General features: G+C 44.0%; 21 protein-coding genes and 1 pseudogene. All 22 read right to left on the reverse strand.

All coding sequences use genetic code 11. From position 1 onward, the window contains the following. Positions 1-118 precede the first annotated feature (118 nt). A pseudogene (locus CLHOM_RS08035) lies at positions 119-472 on the reverse strand (recombinase family protein); the annotation flags it as partial. 3 nt (positions 473-475) lie between these two features. Beyond that, the gene (locus CLHOM_RS08040) at positions 476-889 is read right to left on the reverse strand and encodes a recombinase family protein (RefSeq protein WP_052221187.1); all 414 of its coding nucleotides are present in this window, start codon (positions 887-889) and stop codon (positions 476-478) included. Then, entirely contained in the window at positions 890-2455 is a 1566-nt protein-coding gene (locus CLHOM_RS08045; RefSeq protein WP_052221188.1) for a recombinase family protein, read from the reverse strand. 61 nt (positions 2456-2516) lie between these two features. After that, positions 2517-2753, reverse strand: a complete 237-nt coding sequence (locus CLHOM_RS08050; protein ID WP_052221189.1) for an SHOCT domain-containing protein — start codon at positions 2751-2753, stop codon at positions 2517-2519. A 124-nt stretch (positions 2754-2877) separates the two neighbouring features. Then, positions 2878-3582 (reverse strand): N-acetylmuramoyl-L-alanine amidase, encoded by a 705-nt coding sequence (locus CLHOM_RS08055; protein ID WP_052221190.1) that lies wholly within the window; start codon positions 3580-3582, stop codon positions 2878-2880. 17 nt (positions 3583-3599) lie between these two features. Further along, on the reverse strand, positions 3600-4994 hold the full coding sequence (locus CLHOM_RS08060) for a hypothetical protein (RefSeq protein WP_052221191.1): 1395 nt from the start codon (positions 4992-4994) through the stop codon (positions 3600-3602). Continuing rightward, on the reverse strand, positions 4991-5431 hold the full coding sequence (locus CLHOM_RS08065) for a phage holin family protein (protein ID WP_052221192.1): 441 nt from the start codon (positions 5429-5431) through the stop codon (positions 4991-4993). The genes CLHOM_RS08060 and CLHOM_RS08065 overlap by 4 nt, the downstream gene beginning before the upstream one ends. Before the next feature lie 82 nt (positions 5432-5513). After that, a complete protein-coding gene (locus CLHOM_RS08070; protein ID WP_052221193.1) occupies positions 5514-7985 on the reverse strand; it encodes a phage tail protein in 2472 nt (823 codons plus the stop codon). Positions 7986-7996: 11 nt separating this feature from the next. Continuing rightward, complete coding sequence (locus CLHOM_RS08075; protein WP_052221194.1) at positions 7997-8500, reverse strand: hypothetical protein; 504 nt, start codon at positions 8498-8500, stop codon at positions 7997-7999. 16 nt (positions 8501-8516) lie between these two features. After that, the gene (locus CLHOM_RS08080) at positions 8517-10433 is read right to left on the reverse strand and encodes a siphovirus ReqiPepy6 Gp37-like family protein (protein WP_052221195.1); all 1917 of its coding nucleotides are present in this window, start codon (positions 10431-10433) and stop codon (positions 8517-8519) included. Positions 10434-10435: 2 nt separating this feature from the next. Next, positions 10436-11287, reverse strand: coding sequence for a phage tail family protein (locus CLHOM_RS08085; RefSeq protein WP_052221196.1), 852 nt, complete (start codon positions 11285-11287; stop codon positions 10436-10438). Between the two features lie 13 nt (positions 11288-11300). Continuing rightward, a complete protein-coding gene (locus CLHOM_RS08090) occupies positions 11301-13721 on the reverse strand; it encodes a phage tail protein (RefSeq protein ID WP_052221197.1) in 2421 nt (806 codons plus the stop codon). A gap of 202 nt (positions 13722-13923) precedes the next feature. Next, complete coding sequence (locus CLHOM_RS08095) at positions 13924-14310, reverse strand: hypothetical protein (protein ID WP_052221198.1); 387 nt, start codon at positions 14308-14310, stop codon at positions 13924-13926. An 11-nt stretch (positions 14311-14321) separates the two neighbouring features. Further along, entirely contained in the window at positions 14322-14912 is a 591-nt protein-coding gene (locus tag CLHOM_RS08100; protein ID WP_052221199.1) for a major tail protein, read from the reverse strand. A gap of 3 nt (positions 14913-14915) precedes the next feature. Next, on the reverse strand, positions 14916-15257 hold the full coding sequence (locus CLHOM_RS08105) for a hypothetical protein (RefSeq protein WP_052221200.1): 342 nt from the start codon (positions 15255-15257) through the stop codon (positions 14916-14918). Continuing rightward, positions 15254-15685 (reverse strand): HK97 gp10 family phage protein, encoded by a 432-nt coding sequence (locus CLHOM_RS08110; RefSeq protein ID WP_052221583.1) that lies wholly within the window; start codon positions 15683-15685, stop codon positions 15254-15256. Before CLHOM_RS08110 ends, CLHOM_RS08105 begins: the two co-directional genes overlap by 4 nt. A gap of 5 nt (positions 15686-15690) precedes the next feature. Then, positions 15691-16026, reverse strand: coding sequence for a head-tail adaptor protein (locus CLHOM_RS08115; protein ID WP_052221201.1), 336 nt, complete (start codon positions 16024-16026; stop codon positions 15691-15693). Between the two features lies 1 nt (position 16027). Then, entirely contained in the window at positions 16028-16348 is a 321-nt protein-coding gene (locus CLHOM_RS08120) for a head-tail connector protein (RefSeq protein WP_052221202.1), read from the reverse strand. 27 nt (positions 16349-16375) lie between these two features. Then, positions 16376-16588 carry a head fiber protein gene (locus tag CLHOM_RS08125; protein ID WP_052221203.1) on the reverse strand — a complete coding sequence of 71 codons (213 nt, stop codon included), beginning with the start codon at positions 16586-16588 and terminating at the stop codon, positions 16376-16378. A gap of 12 nt (positions 16589-16600) precedes the next feature. Next, complete coding sequence (locus tag CLHOM_RS08130; protein WP_052221204.1) at positions 16601-17794, reverse strand: phage major capsid protein; 1194 nt, start codon at positions 17792-17794, stop codon at positions 16601-16603. Positions 17795-17814: 20 nt separating this feature from the next. Then, positions 17815-18501: a head maturation protease, ClpP-related gene (locus CLHOM_RS08135; protein ID WP_052221205.1), complete on the reverse strand. Its 687-nt coding sequence runs from the start codon at positions 18499-18501 to the stop codon at positions 17815-17817. Beyond that, positions 18502-19746: a phage portal protein gene (locus CLHOM_RS08140; RefSeq protein ID WP_052221206.1), complete on the reverse strand. Its 1245-nt coding sequence runs from the start codon at positions 19744-19746 to the stop codon at positions 18502-18504. Positions 19747-19769 lie beyond the last annotated feature (23 nt).

Raw genomic sequence — 19769 nt, forward strand, 5'->3', positions numbered from 1 at the left:
CTTTCTTGACGTGCTGTGTTCCCTTATATTTGGTTTCCCTCAAAGGTCAGTCAAGTAACCATATAGACAACTCTCCAGTCTATAACCCCTGTGGGGCGATATTTTTATGTCCTTACGGACGCACACAGTCCAAAGTGTTCCTTGCAAATCGGCTGATGGACTTTGTAATGATCATATCTATATTTCCTGCCATACACTCTTCAATCATACGATTAAATTCTTCACGTTTTTTTGTATTGGTTCCTGTGATACCGTCATCTGCAAAGATACCTGCAAATTCCCACTCCGAATTCTTTTTTATAAAATCTGTGTAATGAGCAATCTGCACCTCATAACTTGAAGCCTGCTCATCACTATCCGTTGAAACACGGCAGTAAGCAGCTACTCGTGTTTTGGGTTTGCTTTCACTATTATTAATGTATCCGACTCGCCTAATTGCCGGAATTACCGTAACATTTTTACTTACCGCCACATGTTACACCTCACTTTCTATCAGACTGTAAGCATATTCTGCTTGCTTGTATGGGTTATCGTATTTCTGCTCCATGGGTTTTACTTTGAACTTTACTTTATAATCCACCACTGGCTTATCCCTTGTCTCCCATACCCTTCCGAGCTTTTTAGCTCGTTTTTGTTTTTCAATCATGGCCTTTTCGAAGGTTTCCTCATCAATAATCGGAGGGTAGAATTCATCGCCAAGGTAGTGCTTGTCTTGTAGCATTCTTCCTGCAGTGGCGTGATAACAGTTTATCTCAGCTTCTTTAGCAGCCTCCTTCAAAGAAAGACCCTCCAAGTATCCTGCATATAACTTTCTTACTTGCTCTGCTGTCATTTCATCCACTATAGCCTTTCCGTTTTCAATTCTATATCCGTAGGGTGTATGCCCCATCTAATTCACCAACCTTTCCCTCAGTGTAATTCCACACTTTAATTCAAATCCAATCTCCTCTCGTGAATAAACAATAATCTTCTCCACATAATTTTCAAACAACTCATCCTTATAAGCTGTGAGCATTTTTGATTTAGCAACAAACTTAAGCAGACGGTTGACTTCCTCTACTTTTGCAAGATTGTCGTTTGTCGAATGAGTGAGCTGCTCCTTTTCGGCTAGAAGCCTTGCACCTTCTGCCGCTAGTGAATTCTTTTCTTTATTGAATAGAGCAGGTTCTAAGTATCCTTTGGTCATTAACCCCGTCAACATCTGACTCTGCTCCGAGTTACTTTCAATCTTAGCTTCCAATTCTTCAATCCTCCGAAAGCTCTCTGGACTGTTTTGTTTACGCAATCCATCCAACAGCGGTCTTATTATGAACTTTTGACCGAAAACCAGTTTATTCATCATCGTAACAAAAGCTGTTTTTATATCATCATCTCGAATAAACTGCATGGAACATTCCGTTATCTGCCTTATGTGCTTACTGCAACACCAAGCGATATATTTTCTTGCTCCGGATGAATGAATCCGCCTTTTAAAGGTACTACCACATTCGGAGCAGATGATTTTGCCTGAAAAAGGATATCGATTTAAATATTTACTTGTACGCTTTACGATACCTTTTTCTTTTGCTCTCTGATTGATAACTGCATCTACTGCTTCAAAATCTTCATGGGTGATAATTGCCTCATGGTGGTTTTCTACCAAATACATGTTTTTCTCACCATAATTGGTGCGCCTGTTAAAACGGCTATCGGTATAGGTCTTTTGCAAAATAACATCACCAGTATATTTTTCGTTGGCAAGAATGCCCCGAATTGTTGTAGCCGTCCAACGACCGCCTTTTTTTGATGGGATACCTTTATGATTAAGGTCATCTGCAATTTTCTGTGTGCCCTTGCCCGATAATGCCTCTTCAAAAATATACTTCACAATTTCTGCCTGCTTGGGGTTTACAATCATCTGTCCGTCAATGTTTTCATAACCGAATGGTGGATATGAAATCTTGAAAGTTCCGTTCTGGAATCGTCTTTGAATTGCCCACTTGTTATTTTCCGAAATGGAAATTGACTCACTTTCCGCAAGTCCACTCAGAATGGAGAGCATCAACTCACTTTCCATTGATTGGGTATTTATGTTTTCCTTCTCGAAGTAAATGAAAACACCAATGTCTACCAGTTTGCGAACCATCTCCAGACAGTCTGTTGTATTTCTCGCAAATCTACTGATGGACTTTGTAATGATTAAGTCTATTTTCTTATTTTCACAATCCGATATCATCCTAAGCAGTTCAGAGCGTTTTTCCTTTTTAGTGCCGCTGATGCCTTCATCATAATACAACCCTACATATTCCCATTCCGGGTTTGCCTTTATGTAGGTCTCATAATGGGTCTTTTGTGCTTGCAAGCTGACAAGCTGTTCATCGCTGTCTGTAGAAACACGGCAGTAAGCAGCTACTCGTAACTTTGGCTTAATAAAGGAATTGGTCTTGTTGCTCTCTATTTTCGTTATCTTTTTCATCCTCTCACCTCCTTCTTGGTAGGTCACATATTACCTCTAAAGTCCTTATATATCAACGTTTTTAGGGCATTAACTCTGCCAAGAGTGGTGAGAAAGTTTGCCGATTTAATGCGGTTATTTTGTTGAATTCAGCCTCCGAAATCAAGCCTTTTTCAAGCATCTTATTCAGTAATTTTTCTGCCTGGATATAATCAAACTCACGCTGTAGCTGCTCAAGTGACACACTTTTAGATTCGATTCTTTTTTCTGTGATTTCTTCCGTAATCTTTGTAACTTTTCTATACTCGTTCTGATTCATAAAGCCACCTCCTACCTAATAGCCGCGGGAACAGGTCGAAGTTGAGGATTTGTAAAAATTAATTTGAATCAGAGCATAAAAAAAGAGCCTGCAGGAGCAAACCCCCACAGGCAATTTATATTTATTATTCATATTTAATAAAAGCATCCTTAAATCCAGAAGCTTTTGCCTTTGCAAGCTGTGCTTCAGCATTGGCTTTTACAGAGAAAGCACCGATTTGCACACGATATAGCTTAGTTTGTGGTGTTACAGGATTTTGGCTCTTTTCTGCCTCCAATTGTTTCTTTACATCAGTTCTAAAGGTATCCATCGACTTACCGTGCTTGGGAAACCAGTGCATAACATCCGCATGGTTACTTGCGATGCCTAGTTTGTGACCTTCGCTATGGCAGATGATGTCTTGCTGACTAAAGCCATAGAGTTTACAAAGATATACACAAAGCTCTATAGCTTCCTTATAAACAGCAGAAAAATACGAGGCATCGGTCAAACCGTCCTCGCAGATTTCAAATCCTATATGCGTATTGTTTGCATCTCCTCCGGCATGCCAACCTCGGTGATTCCAGGGTAATGTTTGATAGGTGGCAATGGAGCCATCTGCTAGTTTACCAATAAAGGCATGAACACAAACTTGTCGACCTCCGGGTCTTTCCTGATTCCAATGGTTGTTGTATTGGTTCATCCCCAGTAAACCATCGTCTGGACCAACATACCTTTTGAGATTAGGGTTATTGGCGCCAGTAGAATGCACCATGATGCCCTTCGGTGTTATAGTTTTACCTGCTTTGAAGCAGGCATTGTTTATTAATATAAGTTTTTGCAGGTTCATATCGATCACCTCATAGATTATAAGATTTGGTTTGTAGCTAGAGTGGCTGGATATAGATGATAGGTAAACTTCAGGTCACAGTATGCATTCGTCGATGTGCCGTCACTTCCCATACAGATATACAGTCCATAACCAGCGGGTACTCTGCCCTGACGCATTTGAATATGAATATGTTGAGCTGCGTTAGTACTATCCGCCCCAACAGGTGTACTCCGTGCTATCCTGGTGAAAGTCTCTTCGTCATTGGATATATATAAGTCAAGTTCTTTCTCACTTGTATCTGATTGACGACAAAGGGTTAACAAATGACAGTCATAAGTCGCGGGATAAAGCAATCCACCCTGTCCTCCAATAACCACACTATTTATGGGTAAAACCGTGTGAAAATGACCACGTACACTATTGACACCGGTTGGACCTGAAACGTTGCCCGACATGATATATCTCAGGTAGCTTATCCTTGTGAATGGATTGATAGTTGCAGTTGCAGTAGAAGTAAAAGGTATTGGAGCTGTCTCATTTTCCGCTCTTTCCAATACAAATAAGCTCTCACCTGCAGCTACAGAAACTTCTCCAATAGAAAATCTTTGACTCGTCCAGTAGGCCGTACAAGTCGGATTAGGATCTGTACCTGTGCCATAGGCAATGTTCGCATCGTCTTGAATACCTCTTATGGCTTCAGCAAATTTCTTTACTGTATTTCGGAGAGTGTCTTGAATCAATATCTGAACATTATTTGCAGTCGGACTTCCTAAAGCTGTAACGAAAGTATATGTCACTGTACCGATTACTACGTTGTTGCCATTCGCTATACCGGTAAAAGTTATGGATGCTCTTCGACTTATCATATCCGGTGCTGTAGCTGTTTCTATCGGATGCATATGATTAAGGAGAACCCCAATCCGCGTGTATAAATGGTCACGCGTTTCCTCTACCAAATTGTGTGTAGTATTTAGCAGATCATAGTTATTATTTAATAGGTTATAAGTGAGATTTAGCAGATTATTTGTTTCATGAATATCTAGTTCAGCTAAGGCAGAAAGTACTTGATTGAGCCATTCCTGAGCGGGTGGTTCAGGTGGTTCAACAATTCCGTCAACAAGTGCATCCTCAACGATGGTTAATATTTGAACGCTTTTTCCAACCACTTCTCCATAAGTAACCCTTATTTCCAGACGACCGACACCAACAACAGATGTGTCCGTTGCACTGGGTGACCAAATAAGGACTCCATCTGCGTAGTTCGTGACAACCGGATAGGCAATTCCATCAGGTCTTAGGTAAACTGCATTTAAGGAGGCACTTGGATATTTATCTTCCAGTAAGCTGGATACATCAAATTCAATATTCCTATAGTAGTGTTCACCTCTTCGGCCGATGAATACCGTTACTGTTTTCGTTAAGTCAATCATAGTCCGTCACCTGGCTTACGGGGTTCTTCATCGCGCCCATGTAGCTGCTCTAGAACCGCCTTTAATTTTTCTGGTATAGGAAGTCCAATATGCCCGGCATTCTCCAAAATGGATACACCCTCATTACTTAGGTAGAAGAAAATTACTGCTGTGCGCAAGGCACCACCACTATCTCCGCTACTGCCCAGAATTTGTGTATCAAGAATATGAGCAATACCTACCATCACAAAGATAAGTACCTTTTTGAAGATACCTTTTGCCCCGATTTCGCTACACAGCTTTTTATCTGCAATTGCACAGAGCACTCCTGTCAGATAATCTATAGCAACAAAAGCTACCAGTGCATATAGAAACCCGTCATAGCCACCAAGGAACCAGCCAAGAAATCCGCCTATAGCCACAAAGGTCAACTGTATCCAATTCCATATCTCTTTCATTAAAAACACCTCCGTTACATTAAATTTGTATATAGAAAAGCGCCCCTGCAAGTCACAAGAGCGCTGAATTGTAGTATCAAACTTATAACACCAGAATGAGGTCTTGAATCTGTTCCATCACATCCGCCTTTGGCCTTCCTGATCCGATGGGTAGCCATGTAAAAGCTGGTATGTCAAATGTGGCAGAAGAATCAAAACCATTAACTACCCCTATAATAGTGTCAATAGCTTTACGGATTTCAGTGATGTGGAACGGCCAATTCTTAATAGTGGTTTTTCCTGCAATGATCTCCTCTCTCCAAGTCACAGGAGATAGGTTGTAGTATTTACGAGCCATGTTTACAGCGTTTCGAATCGTCTGAATATGTGTTGCTTTTACATGCGTCACATTTGCAGTAATTGTTTCAAAAGGTAGTTGTAGTATCGTAAAGGAACGGACAACCTCCGTGCTTGCCGACTCAATATCGCTGTCAAGGCACCGAAAGGTAATAGTATGATTTCCTACAGTAAGTGATTCTGCTTGATAAACTGTCTTAACACCATTACCAAGATGTCCGCTTGTAGAAAACCTCTCAGGATTGTCTACACTATTATGCCATACCCCTGAATCAATCTTCACCTCCACTATCTGTGTCTGACCGTCTGGCTCTACACCTGTTGTGATCATGAAACGTGGTGTGGTGTTATAAGCAGAGTTACCAGTCATTGGGTAGGCAATTATTGGAGCAGCAGGCGGACTGTTTTTCTTTACCGTATTACTAACTACATAGCTTGAAACTGCATCAAGTGCATCTGTTACACTGATTCGATAACGGGTATACATTCCGGGTATCTGTGAGGCATACACTTCATGGGTGCCTGAAGTAGCACTTGAAATAATAGTAGTCAGTGCTTCATATGCCGACCAGTTTATACCGTCAATCGAGGTAGCCTGTTGGATGACATACTGCTTAATGGCACTGGTTCCGGGTGTCGTTCCGCTCCACGTAAGGGTTATTGTGTTGACTTCATATATTGGAGGAGCCGCTGTAAAGGAAGTCGGTGGTATCGGCAGTGTATTTTTACGGACTGTGTTACTAGATATGGTCCAGTCTGAGTAATAGCTCTCTCCAGCCGTACCTCGCGTTCTCACTCTGAACCGACGATAATAACCGCGCGTACTCGGTGGACTCACAGTTACGCTTCCACTTGTCGCAGAAGTAAATGCTACAGTCAGTGCTGTCCACGCTCCCCATGCACTGTTATCTGCCGAGTCACTATATTGTATCTCATAGGATGTGATGGCATTACCCGCACCACCAGAAGCACCACTCCATGAAAGAGTGACGTTTCCTTCAGCTAAAGCTGCACTTACTGAGCAAGCAGTTGGAGGTCCGCAAGCCGTAATGTCACAATAGATACTATTACTGATTTTCTCGGAAGAGTAGACATCCAGAGTGTCTATCGTCCAGATACCAAACTGAGTATAAGTTCCTGGAACTCTTGATACATTTGGATTGTAGCTACCACTACTGGCCGACAAATTCAATGTTGTCAGTACATTCCACGGACTCCATGTATTATTATCTGTAGATGTCCGACTGGCAATCTGATATCCCTTAATTGCACTCGTGCCTCCAGAGGCTCCACTCCAATTCAACGTGATTGTTTCATCGCTATAATTTACAGGAGTAGCCATTGCAGTGGTTGGCGGACTTGGGACCGTGTTTCGTCTAACAGAGTTTGAGGATATCTTCCAGCCTGAGTAATAGCTTGCTCCTGCTGTTCCTCTTGTCCTTACCTGAAATCTGCGATAATTACCCCGCGTTGAGGATGGTGCTACTGACAAACTGCCACTGGTAGCCGTGGTAGTCACTGTGGTCAGTGCTATCCATGCGCCCCATGTAACGTTATCTGCTGATTCGCTATACTGAATTTCATAAGATGAAATAGTGTTATTTATACCACCTGATGCACCGCTCCATGACAATGTGACGTTGCCTTCCGAGAGTGTTGCACTCACCGAACAGGATGTCGGTGGACTGCAGGCAGTTGTTCGGCTTGCCCAATTGATAGTTAGAACAATCTGGCTTAGATCATCCCTAGCACCAAAGCCCATGTAGTTCAAAGTGCTTGAACCCGCATCCATGAATAGACAATTGCTCGCACCGCTCCCGATGGAATCTATAAGTACAGTGGAAATGGCTATATCCTTTGCACCTTGCCCAGCGGAAACAGTGTAGCTATATCCAGAGGTAACCTTCGTCGGTCTGCTCCCAGATACACTCGTGCTTGAACTTGGCGCTGGCATACCATATGCATTTCCAGCGTATAACGTCATGGTTCTTGCAGAACCCCAGTCACCCGCTGCTATTCTTACAAGATGAATACTGGCAGAGGTTGGGTAATAGTTCGCATAGGTATTCCGAATGCTAGTGAGGTCAAACAACATAGCCCCCACATTCTCATAATTGTTGGCTGCAGTATAAACCCCTTGTCTTACATAATCGGTAACACCTGCAATCCAGCTCCCATTACGCCATGTACATGCATTTATAGCCTGATATGTTGCCATAGAAACTCACCTCACTCATAAACCGCTGAAACCAACGAATTTACCAACCCACATAGACTGGTATTCAATCGGGTATCCGTAATGTTATTTGTTGATATCGATGTTGCTGCCGCCGGTACTAGAACATCAGCAATGCCCAGTTCATAGATATCACTTGTTCTTGTCAATTCTGGCGCTACCGGTGTTGCTGTGGGAGTCCCGGTAACAACTGCAAGCTGAATGCTCCTGGTGATCTGGCTTAAACGAATGACAACTCGGTCAATCCGAGGATTGCTTCCATTTGCCGTAGTAAGAGGTATGTTTAATTCATCTGTATTTTCATACCTATATCCATTAATCCATGCACTGCCCGCGGCAATGCTCACCGCCAATCCAATCCCAGGTGACACTTGAAGATTAGTTGATGTAGCGTAAAATACACCATTCGAGACAAGGCTTCCGAAATATGCTGCAAAGTCCGTTGCTCCATAGACTCTATCTCCATCGGATGAGTTAAAAAATCCGCTTTTCTCCATAGACCAATTCCTCCTTTTAGACGGTTTTCGTGTATTCCATAATTACGTAGCCAGTAAATGCTGTCCTGTCATTACCTGGTTCAACAACGATATTGGTTTTATCTGCGTAGAGACCTATTTGTGATGCAAAGTTGTTGTACCTTGCAAGTGGTAATGGCAGAAAAACAGTCCCATTCGTTGCAAAGCCAGTTAAGCTGACAACAGTATTGAGGTTTGCTATACCGTGGGCTACGCTTCCCGGGGTCGCGTTCGGGAGGGAACCAAGATTTATTTGTTTCCGATAAATGGTCTTCCCATCTACCCATAGCCGCCCTGTGTTTTGCTCTGTTGTTGAGTAATCGGTAAATGAGGACGCCATTTTGACAGCTGTAATCGTACGGTCTGCAATCTTCGTACCAGTGACTGCTCCATTTGCAAGTCTTGCTGTAGTTATAGGTTCATTATTGATATTCAGCCAGTTCGCTTGACCAGATGGATTGTTGAATACGAAAACAGAAATCACATAAAACGTCATGGTGTTGCGTGAAATAAAAAATCCCATCGCTCGCTGATATCCACTTCCCGTGTTGTCCCCACTGTGCTTTATCAGAAACACATGACCATCGTCACTTGGTTGATCACTAAACTTGTTCCCACTCCATGAGGTAAAGTAAAAAGCCTCTCCCGGCATCATATTGTGTAAGGCATATTGACCGATAGATATAGTACCCGCTCCAACATTTATTTCAAGCGCGGGAAGTTTTCCAAACAGATTATTTATGGTATCGGTTACGCTATCTCCTTGAATTTTAGGGTCTACCTCATTTAAGTCACCAAGAGCTTCTGTCACATTTCCTAGCGCCTCCGTCACCTCAGAAATACCGGTCGGAGCATAAATTGCCGTTTTAACCTCACTCATATCGGAGCGAATTTTCTGTGCTATTGTTAACTCAGCTTTTCCAAACACTACACTGATACTCTGACCGTCTGCATCATAGGTTTCTTCGACTTCAGTGATGCGTGTTGTCATGGATATACCCCATTCCTTGGAAATGACTTTAACGGTCTGACCAAGGTCGAAGTCTGTCTTGTATGTTAAATTGCCGTGGGGATTAACTGATGTATCGAAGGAATAACGTATTGCCTGCTCGCTTAGCTTACTTTGACCCCGAAAAATCAGTGTGTCGATGTAGTCTGCTCCGAAATCGTCCTCACGCAGGTCTTTGGCATCCACAAAGATTTCGTGCCGTGTCTCTCCAGAACCACTTGTAATGGCAACAAATGTCCGATCTGCACCTTCGCCTTCGCCGCCGACGAGCGCGGTATTGGCATAGTCAGCAGCGCTTATTGTATAAATTTGTTCAATTAAATTCTCATACCCCTTGGAGAATACCGCTTGTGACTCAGTGCCCATATACAACGTTACCGTAAAAACCCCTGACGCAGGAGTAAACATGGTCTTGATACCAACATCTGAAACCCCGCATAGGTCCGTCACCACATCCATCAAGTTCCGGTATGATACCTGTGTACTGATGGGCACACTCAGGTTTGGAGATGAAAAGGATATATCAGTGATCTTTCTTGCTGTATCAGAGGGATTGATGAGATTATTATTTATGAGCTGCTCTACACAGGCAGACAGGTCGCCTGACAGTATCTCCGTTTGCCATACAATACGCCTTGCAAGAAGGGACGTGACAAAGCGGCCACTTGCAGTGATAAATTCCTGCTCGGTTTGGGATAGTTCCAGGTGCTCAATGATACCGGCTTCCTCATCGTCGTTCTTCCAAATGATATTACCCTCTTTAAGGAGATCCGCATTCTCTTGTGTGGCTATGGCTTTTATCTCAAAGGAGCCGCACTGTGAGTATCGCCTCGTCCATCGCAGATACTCAAAAGATTCCACGATGCCCTCAAGCTCTCTATTTGAATTGTAGATATACAGTTCCATGGTTACACCCCCAGAAATTGTGGACGAAAGTAAATGCTAACCTCCAGCAGATCCATATTGACTGAAGCATCGTAGCGAAGTGTGTTAATACCTGCTGCAAGCTGAAAGAACACAGAATTGGTGTCTAACAGTGAAAAAGCGTTAGTTTGGGTCATTCCATCAACTCTGACTACACGTTTGCCAGCGAAATGGGTATATACTCGAAGCTCATCCCCTGCATTCATCGTCGTGAGAAGCCGGATGAATTCACCGGTGTCTATGTTTAAGAGTTCCGGGTTCGTTACTGTACCTAGCGCTCGAAATACAATTTCACATCCACAGGATACATCACCGATATTTTCCACGGTAATGATCTGGCTTGGCTGACGCATTCCAAATTCCATACCACTCGTTGGTATCTCCAGTTCAAACTCTAACAGTGGTATCCATGACGCCAGTTCCTCTCTCACCTCCTCCAAGGTCTCAAAGAAAGGTGATGGGCAGAGTAGGCTGACAAAGAAATTGGGTACCCGTTGCCGATTGGAAACGGCAAACCCTGCCTCCTCAACCACACAGGAAATCTGTCGCCCTCGATACTGAAGCGTCCCAAGTAGCTTTGGACTAAATATCTGAAGGAAGCGCTGTCTCCGCACATAGGCCTCGTCAGGAGTACCAGCAACAACCGTACCTTCTAGCGTGATGTTTCGCATATCTAGTGTAGATGAGATATAAAAAGCGCCGTCTTGGTCAGGCGCCTTAAAAGTGTTAACGGTTTGTCGTATGTTCCCAGTCCCGTCTATCTTAGTAAGAAAGTACGGACGGCTTTGTCTGAGAGTAATACTCTCTCCATCTGCATTAATATAGGTTAGTTCCATGGCCGTACCTCCTTTATAATTCAAGTGCTAGTTTACGGGACAGATTTTTAAACTCCCGTGCTATTTCTTTTTCTGATAAAGCCTTAGGTGACACCACCGAGATATTCTGAGTAATACTTGTACCGGTGGCTCCGCCTTGCCCGGATAAACCTCTGTAATTCCAATCAAAACTTGTTGGTACTGCATTTTGCATATCCCTAGTAACTGTTGACATTGCGTCCTCAAAACCAACACCGATGCCTTCGCCCATATTCTGGCCAATTCCTGCAAATAGAGTTGAAGGGGAACGGATACCGAAGAAGTCCTTAATCTTCGATACAACATTTCCGAAAAATCCAGAGATTTTACTCCATAGCCATGCGCCTGCGTCCGAAATACCCTTCCACAATCCTCTAATCAGATTACCGCCCACTTGAGACATTTGGCTTATATACCCGGTAAAAGCTCTAACCAGTCCTGAGATGATTTGTGGAACTGCCTTAACAATCTCCACGATTATCCTTGGAAGGTTTGCAATCAATGCCACAAACAGCTGAACACCTGCCAAAATAATCTTATCGATATTTCCTACAATAGCGTTTACCACTGAGGTAATAATCTTTGGAATCGCACCTACAACAGTAGTAATAATCTGTGGAAGTGCTTGTATCAGCGATATCAAAAGCCGGATTCCTGCATCAATAATCATGGGAATCGACCCAATGACTGCACTAATGATACTGTCGATAATTTGCGGAATTGCCTCAACAACTGCTGTAATAATAGTTGGCAACGCTGTAACCAATGAAGTCAATAATTGAATGCCCGCATCAATGATCTGTGGAATAGATTCTATTAAAAAATCCACCACTGCTTCGATGATGGCAGGCAATGCAGAAACAAGCTGAGGTATTGCTTCCACTAATCCTTCCGCCAATCCAATAATCAACTGTAAAGCTGCATCCAGAATCAAAGGTAGGTTATCAATCAACCCTTTGACAATCTGAGTGACTGCAGAAACTGCTGCAGGTATGAGCTGGGGTAAAGCTATTCCAATACCCTCCACAAGTGCGGTTACCAGTTCTATTGCCGCATTTATGAGCAACGGAAGATTATCAATCAATGCTCCAACAATCGTCATTACAGCATCCACTGCCGCTGGAATTAGTTCAGGTAATAGGTTTAGGAGTGTCTCCAACACCTGGGTGAACAGGCCCGTGACAGTTTCCAGCAACAGGGGAAGCAGGTCGCCCACTGCAGTTAATATAGCATCGAACGCAGGTGGGAGTGCGGTTACGATGTTTTCCAAAACAGGAACAATGTTTTCAACGACTGAACGAAAAGCATCCACAAGATTTTCCGTCAGATTGGTCATGTCAGCATTGGCATTGCCGAGTCCAGCTGTAAAAGAACCAAGTGCAGCCTGTAACAATCCAATAGAACCGGAAATTGTCTGAGTTGACTCTCTTGCAAAATTTCCCGCGTACTGCTCCGTGTTCTCAAAAAACATCTGCATTGCAACTTCGGCTTTTTCCGCTTGTGTTGCAGTATTCCAAGTGAAATCCAGCCCCTTTGCGAGAGCGTAAGCTTCGATGTTTGTGGCGTTCATCGCAACACCCAAGTTATCCATCATCGTGAAATTACCTTTTGCCGCACCTGTGACAGCCTCCAATGCAGAGGACATATCTATTCCCATAACGGAGGCCATGTCTGCAGCACGTTGCATCGCTTTTTCGGTCAATTCAAGACTTTTACGCTGTTCGATACCCGAGCCTTGGAACAATGCACCCATTTTGTTGGCGGTCGCAAGATACTCACTTTGGGATACCCCCAGATTTTTATAGGCTTCCTCACCGGTTTTCTGAATGGATGCAGCATATGCACCGAAAACCGCTTCAGAGCCACCCAGATTTTGTTCCAACTCTCCGAACTGCGTAACTACCTCTTTACCTAGCTTTATAGCAGCGGCTCCAGCTGCAACTACAACCGCCCCCATTGCTACACCGATGCCCTTAAGTACACCGCCAAGCTTTTCAAACTTACCGCCAGTATCTTCTGCACTTTTGCCGGAATCATCTAATTCTTCACCGAGATTATCCGCTTCAATTGTGGACTCCTCAAGCTCTTGTTCCATACCATTGAGTTCTGCCTGAGCTCTATTTAGCTGAATCTGCCAATTCTGAGTACGTCGGTCATTTTCACCGAAAGAGGAGGCGGCATTATCAAGAGCAGCCCTAAGGGTGGCAATCTTGTCTTTTTGTGCGTCAATTTCTTTATTCAGAACCGCATTACGGGCAGTAACCGACTGGATGGATTTATCGTTTCTATCAAACTGACTGGTCACAAGGGCCATTTCACTACCAAGTACCTTAAATGTTTGATTGATTTCGGAAAGAGCCTTCTTAAACTCACGCTCGCCCTCAACGCCAATTTTTAACCCAAAATTATCTGCCATACCTTCACCTCCTCCTAAATACCCGGTGGGATAATATCATCAATCGTTCGAATCTTCTTTGGCTTTTCAATGCCATGCCACTGCTTGTGGCAGGCCCATAAATCAAAAAACAGTCCGATTGGCATAAGCCAGAATTCCTCTGCATTCATGCCCATCTGAACTGTTCCATAGTAAAGAAGCCGGGTAAAGACTTCAGCGTCCGTTACCCGACTTCCACGTTTTTTGGATTTTCTTCCTCACTTTCCACGTTGCGATTCGTACCTTTGAACATTGCATCAGTAATTGCACTTTTATACGCCGCCAAGTCAAGCGGTGAGGTAAGAAGCTCCACTTCTTCCTCGGTAAGCAGCTCCTCAGGTGTGTTCTTATTTTTCAGGTTACGAATCAAGATGGACTGGTTTGCAAGCAGTGTTATCAACCATACAATTTCGTCCAGTGCCATCTCGAAGTTTTCTGATTTCATCAATTTTTCTCCGAGATTTTCAAGTCCCCCGTACCGATTTGCAATCGCTTTAGTGGCTCTTGTAGTGAGTATCAGTTCAAAATCTTTACCGCCGATGTTAATAGTGGCACTTCTCTCATTATCCATCTTTTCCCCTCCTATGGTTCCGGTGTATAGACCGGTTCGTAAACTTGGGTAAACCAACCGGTGATGGTGGTCGATGAAACACCTGGATCACCTTCTGTGACCTCCGCTTTCCACGGGTGCTTGCCCAAGCCATCCAGCTTATTCCTGCGCATAACCGTTCCCTCAATAGTAGGTGTGGAAAAGGTAATAGAATCCGCCTTAGTCTGCAGGTTGGTTTCAGGCAGACCGAACTTTACGCGGTATAGCCAGAAATATCTGTATGTTCCGTTTGCCTTCTGTGCACGAAATCCCACTGCAACAGGTGTACTCACATTCTCACTTGCGGAAATCAATACCCCGTTATCATCAGTAGAGGCACCAGTTAAATCCGCTGCCACTGTAGGGCCAATGTCGTCCATACCGAGGGTAAGTGTACCGCTATTAAAGTCTTTCACTACCTCGGCGGCACCATCATCAGCATACAGAATCGCTTCTACTAGCTCTACCGAGAGTTCGGCAGTGATGGCTTTTGCAAGTACCGCAGGTACAGCGTAGGTTTCCTCGCCGTTAGCGTCCTCGGTTATTTTTGAATAGTACAGTCTATCAAGACCGATAGTTGCCATATGTTATTCCTCCAATCCATAATTTTTCGCCACATCAATGGCATAATGGTGATATCCAGTATCATCCTCGTGTCCGATATATCGACGTTCAGTCACTGTGAAATCAGCATTTAATAAAGCTGTTGTGATCTGTCTTTTCCTTTCTAAGTAGTTATTCTTTGAAAACAGCGATAGCCGTGCTTCTTGTACATCAAAGCCGGGACGGTTATCCGCATGGACTTCAAAGATGTCTGAAAGCGGGATTATCACAACATACTCATCCGGCGCTAAACCAGAAAAAACCCCGGTTTCCACGGGGATCGGTATAGCAGTTATGAGAGTATTTAGTTCCTCCAAAATATTCATATCTTGTCGATCTCCTCCTCCAACTTGGCGACCATCGCGTTGATGCAAGGCTTTCTGGAGGCAGTTCTCGCAGGTTTCAGAAAAGGTTTTGCAGGCTGACCATGCTTGCCATATTCAATGATAGTAGCAATTTTAGCATTGCTCTCACCATCAGAACGTGGTTCTGAGAAACCTACTTTCACATTAAAGTTACCGTCTCTATCCTGTTTTGCATCCGAAAGACCCAGTGAAGATAATAGCTCGCCTGTACTTCTGGAGGGATATTTCGTATTCTTACCGACCACATCACTCAGATTCCCTTTGACTTTATCCAACACCACTGACCCACCAACTTCCAATACCTTAGGGAGAATAACATCAGTCTGATCAGCTAACCGGGATACCTTCAATAGGAATTCCTCTGGCATCTTCATATTGGCTTTTGCCATATCCATCACCTCACAGTTGGCTCCAGCTTTTCCGTTAAAACCTCAACATACATTCCACGACCTCTTACATCCTCTACACTTAAAATCTGATACCTGCCATCTTCGCAAACTATGATCATTTCCGTTGTGACATTAAGTCCAGAGATTTTCCTAAACCTAAACAGTGAAGATGCAGAAGAAAATGACGCCATATTGGTCCATCGCTCACTGCCATGCCGGTCTTCTTTATAGGCACGTACACTAGCAAGTATGTTATCTCCCTTTGTCGCGAAACCTTCCTCATCCTTGATTGGAATTGTGCTGATGATATCAATAAAGGTATTCATCTTACCGAAGCTCATATCAAACACCCCACTCTCGGTCAAGACGAAGTAGTAAGTTCACAGTATTCCAAACTTGCTGACCTGCCTGTACGCTATCAGCGAAGAAACCTGCTGTCGAGCCATCCCTACTTTCATAGAAATGACTCGACAACATGATCACTGCTTGTTCTGTTGTAGGAGGCATGGCATGGGTTTCATAATGATCTTCAGGAACATGCTGATAACTCTGTGCATATGAAACTGCAGCGTTGATGAATCCGATAAGGAGAACATCGTCCTGGTCATGCGTTAAGATTAAGTTCGCCTTGACTTTCGGCAAGAGATTATCTGCTACTGCCATACTGTGAGCCTCCTTTTATATTCCACCTTAATCAGCCTCCATAAGTCCCGCCGCTTTTAATTTGGAAAGCAGGGCATTAAAGTCTGCGACCAGACCGGCGATATCTGTAGCAGTACTGTCCGCCTGGTTTTCAGCAACCGGGAGCCCTGTTACTGAAGCTCCCGATAAGATTTCCATCGTTCCACCTATTACCAACTTCTCGCCGCCCTGTTCCATGTAGTTCTTCGTGTTATAACTCATATCGCACCTCCATTAAGCTTTTTGCTGGAGCACTTTAACAGCCTCTGGCAGAATAAGCTTTCCGTCCACACGTTGGGTAGCAATGAAACCTACCTGTCCAGTAGCGGCAAAGAGTTCATTTAAACGCTTGAATACTCTTCCCTGACGGTCAGCCACCCAGTAATAGCTAAAGTCACCGAACACCATGGTCTTTGCCCCTGCTGCAATGGTGGGTACATATGACGAGGTGTACAGCGGGCGGTTGAGTATAGTATCAGGTGTGCCTGCCTGGATGGATGGCTGCCAGAGATACTGCCCATTGCCGTCTTTCAACTTACGGATAGCCTTAATAGTGGCATCGTTCATTACAAATGCCGCCTTATTACGATAAGGTGCTTTCAGACTGTAAAACAAATCTAAAACCTCATCCAGTGTTATGGCAGTGGCGCTTGCTGTAGTAATGCCGACTTGACCACCGCCAGTAGCATTTAGGATTCCTGTAGGCTTACCTGTACCATCACCCACAAAGAATGCTTCCTCCTCCTTGTTGCCGATACGACGTGAGAATTCCCTTGTAATATAGCTTTCAAGATTAAACACAGAATCGTTTAGCAGTTCCTCGGAGACTTTAATCATCGTTGCTAGTTTATAGGCACCAATAGATACTTGCCCGAAGCTATCGTCACTCTCAGGAATGACTCCTTCTTCATCTACCCAGCTTGCAGTTCCTTTGCTTGCAACAACGGGGATTTTACGATCACCGGAAGAGGTTGTGATAACATTAGCAAGTCTACGAAAGATGTTCTCTTCCTCTAATGCTTCCACCAGGGTACGCTCAAATTCATCCGGTACAAGATATCCGCCCTCAGAGTCGGTACCGATTTGCAGAGCATTTCTGACTTCATAGCCACCCTTGTCACGCATAGCATTCCAGAAGGCTTTTCTATATTCAGCACTTGCACGACCGGTCTTTTCCTCTCCCTTTCTTGTAGGTTCATTAGTAATTGGGTTACTGGTTGCTTTCGACAGTTCCAGGTCAATAGATGCTTGACGTTCCAGACGCTCAATTTCCTTACCAAGAGCCACAACATCGGCTTCCATCTTTTCATAGGTTGTAGTGTCCTCAGCGGATAACAGTCCATCACCGCCACGTTTAGAATCAAGAAATGCCTTTGCCGCATCCCATGCCTTAGCGCGTTTCTCGCGCAACTCAAGAATTTTACTCATTGTTATTTCCTCCTTTAAATTTAGTGAGAAATTAAAGAAAGCCGCTTATCAAGCGACTCTATTGGTGTACCAGTTTTCAGTTGTTGTTTTGGCAGTTTGCTTATAAGTGAGTTGGTAACTGCCATCCTGCTAAAAATAAGACTATCTGACAAATCAGGCGGCTCGCTCTCCATGAACATGATCTTATCTGCAAAACCAAGTTCAATGGCTTTATTCGCATTCATCCATGTCTCTGCATCCATCAGATGTGAGAGCTTAGTTCGAGAAAGACCCGACTTCAACTCATAGGCATTAATGATACTTTCCTTGACCTCATCTAGCAGAGCCTTTGCTCGCAGCATTTCCTCACTGTCGCCTATAGCAATCGTTGACGGGTTATGAATCATCAGCATGGAAACCGGGGACATATATACATCTCCACCTGCCATTGCAATAACGGATGCTGCACTTGCCGCAAGTCCATCGATTTTTACAGTGACTTTTCCGGTATACTCCATTAGCATGTTGTAAATCTGAGCTGCTGCAAACACATCACCACCAGGAGAATTAATCCACACTGTGATATTGCCGGTGCCTGCCACCAGTTCATCTTTGAACATCTTAGGTGTAACCTCATCTCCCCACCATGTTTCGTCTGATATTACTCCGTTAAGATAAAGGGTGCGCTCTTCATTAGAATCTCGCACCCAGTTCCAGAATTTCTTCATTTACTGACCTCCTTCGGTTTTGGCAAACGCACCTGCGTCAGCCAGTTTTGTCATATTTCCGTTAACCAAATATAAATCACCGCCATCCTCAGCTGGAATACGGTTCATGTCCTCCAGTTCACGGATATCGTTGGCTGACATCCAGCCATTCTGCCGACCTGTAGCGTAGCCATTCATACGGCTTTGGTAATCGCCACGTAGCAGACCGTCTAAATTGAACTTGATAAACAGTGCTGTTTTCTCGGAAGGTAAAATAAGTGATTGCTGAAGACTTTGTTCCCAGCGCACCACCCAAGGGTCGAGGGTGTATTTTACAAACTCCAAAGACTGCTGCTCAATATTTGAGAAACTGGATTTCTCAAGATCACCCACCATATGTGGCGGCACTCGGAAAATCCTTGCAATCTCATTGATTTGAAACTTCCGTGTTTCCAGAAACTGCGCCTGTTCCGGCGGGATACCGATGGCTTGAAACTTCATGCCCTCTTCTAGCACGGCAATTTTGTGAGCATTGCCAGTACCTTGGTAAGCACTATTCCAACTATCCTTCACCCTCTGAATATCTTTGATTACTCCCGGGTGTTCTAGCACTCCTCCGGGATTAGCACCATTGGCAAAGAATGCCGCTCCATATTCCTCAGTAGCAAGCGACATACCGATAGCGTTTTTTGCCATAGCGATAGGACTATAGCCGATGAGTCCATCAAAACCTAATCCAGGTATGTGCAGAACTTCATCCTTACGGAGTGTGACATAGCCACCTTTGGGGTTTAGACCACTTTCATCAGTATCACGATAGTAGGTATAAACCAGCTCGCCATTTGATGCTCGACTAACTTCCATCTTGTTGGGGAGCAGAGGATAAAGGGCAACTGCCTGCCCTCGTCCGTTTCGAACCACTTGTGCATAGGCATTACCCCAAAGCAAAAGATGACTCATCAGTGTTTCTCTGAACACGAATGAAGTCATCTCTGGATTTGGTTCATCATGAAGAAGGTAATACAACGGGTGGAAAGGTACCCTTTCTTTTCCTCCATCAGAACGATATCTATATACATGAAGTGGCAGCCCTGCTATTGCTTCAGCCAGTATCCTTACACAGGCATACACTGCCGTTGCCTGCATGGCAGTACGCTCATTTACCGCTTTACCTGATGACGTTCCGCCAAATAAGAATGAAAATGCACTACCCACACGGTTTTGCGGTTTGTCTCTTGAGCGAAACATTCCTTTTAATAAATTCATAGGCGTCACCTCCGAACATAAAA

This window comes from Clostridium homopropionicum DSM 5847 (assembly GCF_001263795.1).
In the GTDB taxonomy this organism is placed as follows: Bacteria; Bacillota; Clostridia; order Clostridiales; family Clostridiaceae; genus Clostridium_H; species Clostridium_H homopropionicum.